Source organism: Corynebacterium drakensteinense (assembly GCF_041224285.1).
Lineage (GTDB): Bacteria > Actinomycetota > Actinomycetes > Mycobacteriales > Mycobacteriaceae > Corynebacterium.
On sequence record NZ_JAXOFP010000024.1, the window covers coordinates 24110 to 34032 of the forward strand.

The 9923-nt window shown below is 54.1% G+C and carries 14 protein-coding genes and 1 pseudogene; 11 read left to right on the forward strand and 4 right to left on the reverse strand.

Annotated features, from left to right (window positions below; genetic code table 11):
- Position 1 precedes the first annotated feature (1 nt).
- Both U1140_RS10550 and U1140_RS10555 read left to right on the forward strand, forming a co-directional pair.
- Positions 2-820: a sirohydrochlorin chelatase gene (locus U1140_RS10550; RefSeq protein ID WP_369847759.1), complete on the forward strand. Its 819-nt coding sequence runs from the start codon at positions 2-4 to the stop codon at positions 818-820.
- Positions 821-828: 8 nt separating this feature from the next.
- Positions 829-1827 carry a sulfite exporter TauE/SafE family protein gene (locus tag U1140_RS10555; RefSeq protein WP_369847761.1) on the forward strand — a complete coding sequence of 333 codons (999 nt, stop codon included), beginning with the start codon at positions 829-831 and terminating at the stop codon, positions 1825-1827.
- Here the strand turns inward: U1140_RS10555 and cobA are convergent.
- The 4 genes from cobA to U1140_RS10575 all read right to left on the reverse strand — a co-directional run bounded on the left by cobA (position 1787) and on the right by U1140_RS10575 (position 3726).
- The gene (gene cobA / locus U1140_RS10560) at positions 1787-2602 is read right to left on the reverse strand and encodes a uroporphyrinogen-III C-methyltransferase (RefSeq protein ID WP_369847763.1); all 816 of its coding nucleotides are present in this window, start codon (positions 2600-2602) and stop codon (positions 1787-1789) included. The two genes, U1140_RS10555 and cobA, sit on opposite strands and share 41 nt — an antisense overlap.
- Before the next feature lie 9 nt (positions 2603-2611).
- Positions 2612-3055 (reverse strand): hypothetical protein, encoded by a 444-nt coding sequence (locus U1140_RS10565; RefSeq protein ID WP_369847765.1) that lies wholly within the window; start codon positions 3053-3055, stop codon positions 2612-2614.
- 36 nt (positions 3056-3091) lie between these two features.
- A complete protein-coding gene (locus U1140_RS10570) occupies positions 3092-3394 on the reverse strand; it encodes a prevent-host-death family protein (protein WP_369847767.1) in 303 nt (100 codons plus the stop codon).
- Positions 3395-3591: 197 nt separating this feature from the next.
- Positions 3592-3726 carry a hypothetical protein gene (locus U1140_RS10575; protein ID WP_369847770.1) on the reverse strand — a complete coding sequence of 45 codons (135 nt, stop codon included), beginning with the start codon at positions 3724-3726 and terminating at the stop codon, positions 3592-3594.
- A 133-nt stretch (positions 3727-3859) separates the two neighbouring features.
- Between U1140_RS10575 and U1140_RS10580 the strand changes: the two genes are divergently transcribed.
- From U1140_RS10580 to U1140_RS10620, 9 genes and pseudogenes are all read left to right on the forward strand, one after another.
- Positions 3860-4537 (forward strand): type 1 glutamine amidotransferase domain-containing protein, encoded by a 678-nt coding sequence (locus U1140_RS10580; protein WP_064833038.1) that lies wholly within the window; start codon positions 3860-3862, stop codon positions 4535-4537.
- A gap of 362 nt (positions 4538-4899) precedes the next feature.
- Positions 4900-5099 (forward strand): annotated as a pseudogene (locus U1140_RS10585) (hypothetical protein).
- 313 nt (positions 5100-5412) lie between these two features.
- A complete protein-coding gene (locus U1140_RS10590; protein WP_369847772.1) occupies positions 5413-5991 on the forward strand; it encodes an IS3 family transposase in 579 nt (192 codons plus the stop codon).
- Positions 5992-6002: 11 nt separating this feature from the next.
- Positions 6003-6185 (forward strand): integrase core domain-containing protein, encoded by a 183-nt coding sequence (locus U1140_RS10595; protein ID WP_369847779.1) that lies wholly within the window; start codon positions 6003-6005, stop codon positions 6183-6185.
- Positions 6186-6444: 259 nt separating this feature from the next.
- On the forward strand, positions 6445-6654 hold the full coding sequence (locus tag U1140_RS10600) for a hypothetical protein (protein ID WP_284815844.1): 210 nt from the start codon (positions 6445-6447) through the stop codon (positions 6652-6654).
- A 7-nt stretch (positions 6655-6661) separates the two neighbouring features.
- Positions 6662-7489, forward strand: a complete 828-nt coding sequence (locus U1140_RS10605) for an HTTM domain-containing protein (RefSeq protein ID WP_284815846.1) — start codon at positions 6662-6664, stop codon at positions 7487-7489.
- Positions 7482-8456, forward strand: a complete 975-nt coding sequence (locus U1140_RS10610) for an alpha/beta hydrolase (protein ID WP_284815848.1) — start codon at positions 7482-7484, stop codon at positions 8454-8456. The genes U1140_RS10605 and U1140_RS10610 overlap by 8 nt, the downstream gene beginning before the upstream one ends.
- Positions 8446-8994, forward strand: coding sequence for a hypothetical protein (locus U1140_RS10615; RefSeq protein ID WP_284873551.1), 549 nt, complete (start codon positions 8446-8448; stop codon positions 8992-8994). The genes U1140_RS10610 and U1140_RS10615 overlap by 11 nt, the downstream gene beginning before the upstream one ends.
- A 109-nt stretch (positions 8995-9103) precedes the next feature.
- Positions 9104-9923, forward strand: an 820-nt coding sequence (locus U1140_RS10620) for an ABC transporter transmembrane domain-containing protein (RefSeq protein WP_369847781.1), incomplete at its 3' end; no start/stop codon positions are given.

Consider the following 9923-nt stretch of genomic DNA (forward strand, 5'->3'; position numbering starts at 1 on the left):
AATGACTGCGCTGATTACTCTTTCGCACGGCTCACGCCACCCGCAGGCTGTTGGTTTGATCGATGAGCTCAGCGCAGCAGCCGCGAACAGCGCTGGGGTGGAAGGCTACAGCAGCCACCTGGAATTCAACGAACCTGATCTGCGCACCGCCGTGGCCGAGGCGATTGCTGATGGGCACAAGCATCTGGTGATCGTCCCGTTGCTGTTTACGCGTGGGTTTCACCAGAAAGTTGATGTTCCGGAACAACTCGCTGCGGTGCGCCAGCAGGCACAGCGCGCTGGGGCGGACGTGGAACTTGCCGACGGGCTGGGCACCGGTGTTGCCATGGAGGAGTTGTTGTCCCGGGTGATTGCTCGCGAGGCTCCGGCTGGGGCGCACGTGGTGTTGGTGTCGGTGGGATCTTCTGATCATGCGGCCAATGTGAGCGTCGACAAGCTCGCCAGTCGTGTTGCTGCACGGCGTGCCGGCGTGAACCAGGCCGGTGCTCATCAGTCCGGCGTAAATCAGCCCGACGTAAATCAGTCTGATGCCGAACAGAACAGTGCCGACGGCATCAGCGTGGTATTTGCGACCGGCCCGAACCGGTTGGCAGAGCTGGCCCAGCACCACGAGCGAATGCACCTGGTGCCGCTGTTTGTCAGCCATGGCTTGTTGCTGGATCGAATGTATCGCCAAGCCGAAGAAATTAATGCAGCACCAGACGGTGGAGCACCAGCTGGTGCAGCGCAAGCAGGGGAATCCGCAGTACAAGAACGCAGAATCACCTATTCCCAACCACTAGGCACGGCACTCGCAGAGGTAGTAGCCGCGCAGATTTGAGGAAAATCATGAGAGGTTTAATTTTTATTGCCCTGGCTGGTTTCGCCGCGCAGCTTGTCGACGGCGGCATCGGCATGGGTTTCGGGGTGACCTCAACAACGATCCTCCTGGGGCTCGCAGGTTTGGGTGCTGCGCAAGCTTCGGCCGTGGTGCACGTAGCAGAACTCGGAACCACCGCGGTTTCAGGTTTTAGCCACTGGCGGTTTGGCAACGTGGATTGGTCCGTGGTGGCGCGGCTGGGATTTCCCGGGGCACTCGCCGGGTTTGTCGGCGCAATGTTTTTATCCAATTTGCCACTGGATAAGGCGCAGCCGATTACCGCAGTCGTGCTGGTGGCCATCGGGGCAAACCTGGTGTGGCGATTTAGCCAAGGGCGCACGAAACGCAAGCTGGCAAAAAAGGCGGAGTATTCCACACCGTTTTTAGGATTCTTGGGTGCCGTGGGTGGTCTGGTGGATTCCACGGGTGGCGGCGGCTGGGGCCCGGTGACTACCTCCACGCTGCTGGGCGTCGGCAGGCAACAGCCGCGGTATATCGTCGGCACGGTCTCTGCCTCGGAGTTTCTGGTGGCCGCGGGCGCATCCGCTGGTTTTGTGGTGGGCTTATGGGAGGAAATCGTGTCGCATACCGCCGCGGTTGTGGCCTTGTTGATTGGCGGAAGCATTGCCGCTCCCATCGCTGCCTGGCTGATTTCCCGCATTAACCCGGTGGCCCTGGGCGGGCTGGTGGGTTCGGCGATTATCGCATTGAATATTCGCTACCTGCTGCCACTGGATACGGTGTGGCCGGTGCAGCTCGCGATCATGGTGGTGGGGGTCGCGTTGACCGTGCACGGGGTGCGCCGTTATCACACACGCATGAGGGCGGAATCGCTGCAGAGTGCAGCCGCGGCAAGCACCGAATCGCGCACAGAGCCGGTGGATGATGGGGCGGCAGCTCGTGAGCCGGCGGGTGCTGATCCGGATGCTACTGAGCAGAAGATTCCAGCCCGGCTACATCTCCGATGACGATCACCGCAGGTGGTTCCACCGAATTTTCTGCAATGGTTGCGCCGAGCTGTTCGAGCTGGCAACGGAACACCCGCTCGTCGGCAAGGCTTCCTTCCTGAATGACGGCGGCGGGGGTAGCTGCGGCCAGGCCAGCGTCGATAAGCGCATCCGCGATTGCACTGGCGTTGCGCACCCCCATGATGATGGACAGCGTGGCACCGGAGTGCGCCAGTGCAGACCAATCAACCAGGGATTTTTCGTGCCCCGGTGGCAGGTGCCCACTGACGACGGTGGCGGCATGCACGACGCCCCGTTGGGTAACAGGTATGTGTGCCAACCCCGGAACAGCATAAGCGGAACTTACGCCGGGAATGACTTCGCAGGCGATCCCAGCTTCTGCGAGTGCCGTGATTTCTTCAAAACCGCGGCCGAACACAAACGGATCGCCGCCTTTGAGCCGCACCACCTTGTATCCGGCTTGGGTGTATTCGACGAGTATGCGGTTGATTTCTTCTTGGGCGACCTGCTTTTTATACGGCAGTTTGGAAGCGTCGACAAGCTTTTTGCTGGAAATATCGCACAATTGATCCAGAAACGGGGTGGGGCCCAGGTGGTCTGCGACGATGACGTCAGCCTCGTGGAGTGCGGCTTGGCCGCGGAGCGTGATGAGATCCCACGCGCCGGGGCCGCCACCAATTAATTTGACTGGGTGCAAATTCTCGGCAGGGCCAGTGGCGGCAGCGGAAGCAGCATCGGCAGGGGCAGAATCTGGGCCAGAATCTGGAGTAGTCATGCCGCTAGTTTAGAACACCTGGTCATGCAGATCATAGGCTCCACTAGGGATGTATTCTTCGACCGTGCTGCAATTTTGCTTCTCGTTTCCCGGGCCGAATTTTGGGACGAACTGCTCGGCATCCTGCTCAGCGATGGGGATGCTGGTTTTATGGTTTCCGTATACGTATCCGACGATGCCATGATCTGATTCAATTTTTGCTACCTGGCATTTTACGGTGAACATTCCGTGGTCATTGTGAACTGGTGCAGTGGGTTTGCCGTTGTGCTTGGCGTCAGGGGTATCAGGGGCGTCAGGTGCTTCTTGGGGCTGTGTTGCCGTGGCCGGTGATGTTGGGGATGTGGTGACTGAAATATGTGTTTGAGGCGTCGGAGGTTCGCTCTCGACTGTGGAGCACGCCGATAACACAGAAAATGCTGCTGCCGTCGGGATAAAAGCTGTCTGTAACCTCATAGATACAAGGTTACTGTGAATCCCGTCATAAACACGCTAATTCGTCCAATTCTTTTCGTCGCTTGTGGACGAAGAAGTGCTGGTTTCGGTAAGCCCGAGTTCTTTTTTGAGCTCATCATGTGAGATTTCTTCAACTTCTTCTCGGGCAATTTCGGCAGCATTGATGTCTTCTTGATCTTCTAATGCTGCAACAGCGCGAGCAAAAAATGAGGGGGAGACGACTACGGCGCGGGCACGGCTTCGCTGGCTGGTGATGGTGATAGGCATATGTTGTGCTTCCGCAAGGATTTGGTCGTGGGACTTACGAAATTGGCTGACGGTCACTGATTTTGGTTCCATGTTTTTAACGTACATCTCAAATGAATTGAGTGGCGCGGGCGTGAATAATAGCGAAAAGGGTGCTTGGCCTCATCGTGATGTCTTAATTAACTTCCTCCGTCTTGGTTCTCAAGCGGCGAAATAGACCGGGAATCGACATCACTCGCCACCAACCGACTTTCCAAGAATGTGAAATAGTTGACAAATCATCTTTTTTCTTAGAGGCGCAGCATTCGGGCTTCATGTACATCGTATTTTCTCTCGATATCGTCTTGAGCAGCAGTTATGTCGCTATGGGTGCGAATTTCCGGCCCGAAATTGCGGCGTTTTTCTGCCTCTGCCGCAAGACTCATGAAGAAAAATCTCGCCAACGAAAATCCAGCGAAGCGTATTCTTGGTGTCGTTGTCCTTCCGGGTGCAACGCACTTGCGGGTACAACACATCTGAAGAACATTAGATAGCTCACCTATATACAAGGAGGAAGTTATGCCTTCCGCACTATTCGTAGTTACCGCCGCCGATAAATGGACGCTGGCTGACGGCAGCACCCGCCCTACCGGTTACTGGGCTGAAGAGCTGATTGCTCCACACCGCGTATTCAAAAACGCTGGATGGAACATCGACTTCGCGACGCCAAATGCAAAGGCCCCAGTAGTAGACCAGTACAGCCTCGATGTTTTGTCCGACAGCGAGCGCGCAGAATACGAGAATTACCTGGGAGAAATCGGCTCGGAGCTGAACAACCCGCTTAACCTGGCTGATGTTAACGAGGCTGACTATGACCTCGTCTTTTACCCTGGCGGCCACGGCCCAATGGAAGACCTGGCTTATGACCAGGATTCCGCCAAACTGCTGCAGGACCGTATTGAATCCGGTCGTGCGCTTTCCCTGGTATGCCACGCTCCAGCTGCTTTGCTCGCCATGGACAATGACAACTGGCCGCTTAAGGGCTACACCATGACTGGCTTTACCAACGCCGAAGAAGGCGAGGAGACCATCGCAGCCGCCAAGTGGGTAGTTGAGACTCGTCTGCGTGAACTCGGTGCTGACTTTAAGCAGACCGATCCGATGCAACCGTACGTCGAAGTAGATCGCAACCTTTACACCGGCCAGAACCCAGCATCGTCTGAGCCTCTGGCACAGCGCATCCTGCGCGATTTTTAATACGAGCGCTTAAACTACCGGCGTTTCAACAGGGCTCTGACAAGCCCGCGCTAACCTGCTCCAAGGGCACCGTTTTGCCCCCGGGGCAGGTTATTTGTTTGTCTACATGGGGTCCCCAGATCAACCTGACGCGCAAAGGGGATTGGGGTGTTCCTATATAGATCGTCAACTTTGCGGGTGGTGCGGGGGAGGGTTGCCCCCGGAAAGTAGACATGTCGGGCGGTAACTATGCTGCTTTAGTCAGTGTAGTTGACGTCTCGGCTTCAAAGACATCAGGAGCTACAAGATTGCACCAGGAGTGTCGTCTGCACGTGTTGCAGCGCATGCACCATCGAAAGACTTCTTGGCGACAGCTGATTGAAGTGCTCCAGGTTTTGTTCCGTTTGAGTAGATGGGAAAATTTGGAATATGCCAAGGGAAATTTGACCAGGATGCCAAGGACCGCGTCGTTCGCTTGGTGGAGGATCGCATCCTGGCAGAGAACATGTCGATGCAGGCTGCGTGCCAGGCAGTAGCCCCAAAGCTAGGGGTTTCATGGCACACGGCTCGTCAATGGACTTAAGCCTGCTCGCCGTTCGAGAACCATCCCAGAACCTGTGCCTGAAGATTTGGCCGCCGAAAACGCGAGGCCGCGCCGTGAAAATCAAGAGCTACGCGATACTAATGAGCTGCTGAAGGCTGCCTCGGCTTTTTTCGCGTCGGAACTCGACCCAAAACCTCGTTATGATCCGGTTTATCAATGAATACCGGGATCGTTTCTCAGTCGAGTTCATTTGTACGACGTTGAAGAACAATCGCGAAGGTGGCTTCATTACCTCGCGTGGGTACCGCCATCCAAGGCCCGTGGATTAAGTGCTCGTCGCCTTCGTGACGGCGTGCTGGTTGAACGTATTAGTGCTGTTCATCGGGATAATTACGGTGTTTACGGTGTGCGGAAAATGTGGCATGCTCTCCGCCGTGACCGAATCGATATCGGGCAAGAGCACACCGCCCGGCTGATGCGTCTGGCAGGTGTTTCAGGCAAAGGCAAAGGCCGGTCACCTACCACAACCCGTAAGCCTAACGTGCCTGATCTGCGCCCAGACTTGGTTGAGCGTGAATTCAAAGCCCAGGGTCCGAACAAACTGTGGATTGCTGACATTACATATGTACGGACACGAAGAGGACTCGTCTATACCGCTTTTGTTACCGACGTTTACTCCAGGCGCATTGTTTGGTTGGGCGCTATCGGACTCGATGCGCACTTCAGGTGTTGCCGCAGCACACTCTCAACCAGGCAACCCAAGTGCGCTGAAGAAACAACAGGTCTTATTCACCATTCAGATCACGGGTCGCAGTACGTCAGCGTGGTCTACAACGAGCGGCTAGCCCAGCACGGGATTGCCGCTTCCACCGGGACTGTCGGTGACTGGTATGACAATGCTTTAGCTGAAAACTTTAACGGCCCCTCATAAGAGGTGAGCTGATCCATACTCGCAGGTGGGATGATGTTGTCGAAGTAGAAATCGCCACGTTTGAGTGGGTGCCATGGTGGAACGAGACAAGATTGCATCAAAGCTTGGGATACCGAACCCCGACTGAGGTTGAAGTCGGGTTTTGGAAGCAGAACTCGCTCCAAACAATAATAAAAATCAAGGTAAATGCCTAGGAACAAAACTCGGGGGCACTTCAAAAAGCTTGCTATTCCCCTATGCCTGTACGTAAGCCGTAAACAATTAAGAGCTTCTGGTTCTACTTAACCAGCATCCTGAATATACACCCCTGCGGCCATAGTTAAACTGTGATTGCGACCATAGTTAAACTGTGATAGCATGTCTATCACCCATAAAAGTGGGATAATTCACTATCGGCATTTCATGCAAAGAAATGCTCTCAAATCATGCACCTCTGAGAGAAAGGTAGTCAGCATGCTCGCCACTGCGGTTAATTCTGCTCAAGACCGGGGCCTGATCCCCGCCGACCGTGACGGATTTCTCGCTATAGGATCCGCACCGATGACGTGTACCCCAACCGTGACTATCCGTATTGCCGTCCGCATCATGCGTGCTGTTACCCGTACACAGCGCGGTGCCGAGCCTGCCGCAACTGACCACAAAGAAACCTTGGTGGCTGTCTAGGTACTAAATGATCAACACACTGAAAGTCCTGCAGGGGCTTATATATAAACCTCTGCAGGCCCCTCTTGAATTTACTGAACGGGCTTCCGCACTCTCCCAGCTTCTTGCAACGCTCGAAGGGATGTCTCCCAAAGAACGACGGTTCGGGGGTATTAATGACTGGAATTACACAAAGCATCTCTTCAATGCCGGGGACGGGATTTCTGATGCTGAGGCACGAGAGATTTTTGTTCGTTGTCTTGCTATAGCACGCATCGGCGCATCAGTGGTACTTCTGCTGCCGACCAAGAATAATGCCAGACTAGCGGCAAGTTCAGTGAGTGCGCTATCTTACCTGTTGGGAAACCGGTATACGATCAATGGTAGCGACGGTGCGGAACAGTATTCAGCAATCATCCTAGCCTCATCGGCTTTGGGTCGACTAGGTGGCGGGAAGAACCGGGATTTAGCTGTCGATTTTATTGCAGCGCAGACAGCGTTCAGTTACTTCGTTGCCGGTGCAGTCAAGTCACTGGGGAGAGAATGGCTCAATGGCACTGCGGTCGAGCGGGTGGTTCGAACAGAGGTTTACGGGAACCGCGTATTCTACCAGTTTCTGCGACGAAACCCCCGACTGTCAGAGTCGTTTACCTACTCCACGGTGATGCTGGAAATGCTTTTCCCGTTCTTACTCCTGCATCGTGGTGTGGGGAGAGCGGCCCTTGCTTCGATGTTTGCCTTTCATGCGGCAAATGTCCCGCTTATGGGCCTGGGGCGATTTTTCCTAGTGTTTACCTCCACCTATCCAGCTGTTGCGAATTCCACCAATCGACTTAAAGGACGATTTAGTGACTGATTTCTACAGAAAAACCGCTCTCATTGCAGGTGGTGTGCTCGGAGCTCTCAAAGCGGGAGAGATGCTTGGGGCGTTCTATGCTGATCGATTTTCGAGGAATTGGCCTTGTCATATGCGAAGAAGTCGTGTGCGTAATGAGATCGCGGTGTACAAGAGAATGGGTAGTGATGAATCTCAGAACTGTATTCTTCTGGTTCACGGAATGGGAAATTCATCAGTGTCGCTTGCCCGCCTTGGGGAAGAGATAGCAGAGTTCACCGGTAGGCCGGTAATTAGGTACGATAGGCCTGGATATGGAGCGTCCCGATTTTGTACAGATGCTCCCTATTCTGTCACTCAGTCGATGGATGAGCTAGTCGAGATCATCCGGTGGCTGCATGAGCAGTATCATCGGGTTACTGTCGTAGGCCATTCATTTGGGGGGTTGTTAGCGCACCTAGCGTTAATGAGGTTAGAGGAACCCAACTGGTGCGATGCCTTACTCATCGAGCCTTCGCATCTACATGAGGCCGTCAGAGATCCCAAACGCATGTTGGGAGTGATGCTCGGTGTGGAGGAGCTAAACAATCGTCATCTCCTAAGTCCGTTTGGGGGTGAACTCTTGGATGCCTCGATTGGTCCACGCGCCCTTGACGGGCGGCGTCATCCCCATATTGATGCAGTCAGGAGGGAGCGCCGGAGCGGGCGTTGCATACGCGCCACGAGGAGAGAATTTACTACGCTAGCGAATTTACTCTTCGACGGTACCGTCATTCGAGCACCTCAGCCATCAACAAATGTCCGAGTGGTCGCCTCCGCACGGTCCATAGGGGATGCTAGCCAGAAAGAACTTTTTTCTGAATACATTTGTACCCCTGCGGACCTGACCATTCTTGATGAGACGTCTCATGAGACGATTATTCTTGACAGGCACGCAGTAAAGCGGATTGCCCAGCTAGTGGACGGTGGTGCTGTCCATGCTGCGTAACGTAATTGCGGTTGTGTTCGGTTCTTGGTTCACTCTAACCTTGCTCGGACAGCATCCAGGAGGAAACCATCGGAGCAGGGAACTTCTATCTCGATTAAGTTCGACCATATTTATGCCCAACTGGGCATTCTTTGCACCCAATCCGGGAATCCATGACGACCACCTTTTCTACAGAGTTCGGGAAGGAGATGCGTTCTCCCCGTGGAAAGAGAACACTATGTCCCGCAACGGTGACGGTTTAGCGTGGTTGTCCCCTTTCTATTCCGCGGCATCCCGGCGCTCCAAGGGTATTATCGACATCTTCTCCACTTTAGAAAGCTTAGCCAACACTACTCTCTCAAAAGGAGAGCGCGATGTCATTCAGGCAGGCCGCCAGGCCATTGCCAATTTTATGGTAGCCAATGCCGAAGAAATTTCGCCCTGCACATCTGAGTACGAGGTGATGCTGGTGCGCTCGGCAGGCTATGCACAAGATGAGGATCCCGTCTTTTACTACCGCTTCACGGTCCGGAACGGAATCGCTGATGCACCACATTAACCCCAGCCCCCGGCGAGAGCCTGAACCGAGAAATTTCAACTCAATGACAGCCTTCAACCTTCTACGAAACAATGCTGGACTAATCAGCCTGGGAATCCTCCTGTCATTGTTGTCTACCGCTGTTACACTTCTTCAACCCGCACTTGTTGGCCAGTTAATATCCGGAGTGAGTAACGGCGAGTTTCAGCAACCACTGATACTCCTACTGTTAACTATTCTGGGAACATCCGTTTTGACAGCCGCTACAATGTACGTGGTATCCATCGCAGCGGACCGAACAGTCCGCGACATGCGTAAGAAGATCACGAAGCACCTTCTCTACCTGCAGATGAAGGAGTTTGAGAAAGGGGGGTCGGGCAGCTTCACCACACGGATAACGTCGGACACCTCCATCGTTAGCACAGCTTTCTCTTCTACCCTTACTGATTTCGTGGGTGGGGTCACCGTAATCATCGGTGCACTCATTTATATGGCTGTGGTGGACTGGAAATTACTCTTGGTCGTAGTTGCAGTGCTGCTGATAGCTCTAGTGATAATTCTAGCTATTTCAAGTTCCCTACAGAATCTTTCGTCGAAAGTTCAGGACCACCTTGCAGCGCTCGGAGAAATCTTACAGTCAGCGCTATCAGCAATTCGGACCATCAAGGCCTTCCGAGTCGAGAAAAAGGTCATTGGCAACTTGTCCACCGAGATTGACCACGCTTACCGGAATCGGCGAAAGATGAGCTTCGTCGAAGCTGTTCTTGACCCCTTGAGCACTGTGGCTTCCTACATGGCACTTCTCGCGGTCGTCATGTTCGGATCCATTAGGTTAAACAACGGTGATTTGTCGGGAGAGGCACTTACCATCTTCGTTACCGCACTATTCCTAATGCTCGCCCCCATCGTGCAGGTATCCCAGTCCCTCGGAGCCTTCTTTGAGGCTAGGG

Bases quoted from the DNA above. Each gene is read 5' to 3' on its own strand.
- U1140_RS10550 (WP_369847759.1), top strand. From the start codon at position 2: ATGACTGCGCTGATTACTCTTTCGCACGGCTCACGCCACCCGCAGGCT.
- U1140_RS10555 (WP_369847761.1), top strand. From the start codon at position 829: ATGAGAGGTTTAATTTTTATTGCCCTGGCTGGTTTCGCCGCGCAGCTT.
- cobA (WP_369847763.1), bottom strand. From the start codon at position 2,602: ATGACTACTCCAGATTCTGGCCCAGATTCTGCCCCTGCCGATGCTGCT.
- U1140_RS10565 (WP_369847765.1), bottom strand. From the start codon at position 3,055: ATGAGGTTACAGACAGCTTTTATCCCGACGGCAGCAGCATTTTCTGTG.
- U1140_RS10570 (WP_369847767.1), bottom strand. From the start codon at position 3,394: ATGGAACCAAAATCAGTGACCGTCAGCCAATTTCGTAAGTCCCACGAC.
- U1140_RS10575 (WP_369847770.1), bottom strand. From the start codon at position 3,726: ATGAGTCTTGCGGCAGAGGCAGAAAAACGCCGCAATTTCGGGCCGGAA.
- U1140_RS10580 (WP_064833038.1), top strand. From the start codon at position 3,860: ATGCCTTCCGCACTATTCGTAGTTACCGCCGCCGATAAATGGACGCTG.
- U1140_RS10600 (WP_284815844.1), top strand. From the start codon at position 6,445: ATGCTCGCCACTGCGGTTAATTCTGCTCAAGACCGGGGCCTGATCCCC.
- U1140_RS10605 (WP_284815846.1), top strand. From the start codon at position 6,662: ATGATCAACACACTGAAAGTCCTGCAGGGGCTTATATATAAACCTCTG.
- U1140_RS10615 (WP_284873551.1), top strand. From the start codon at position 8,446: ATGCTGCGTAACGTAATTGCGGTTGTGTTCGGTTCTTGGTTCACTCTA.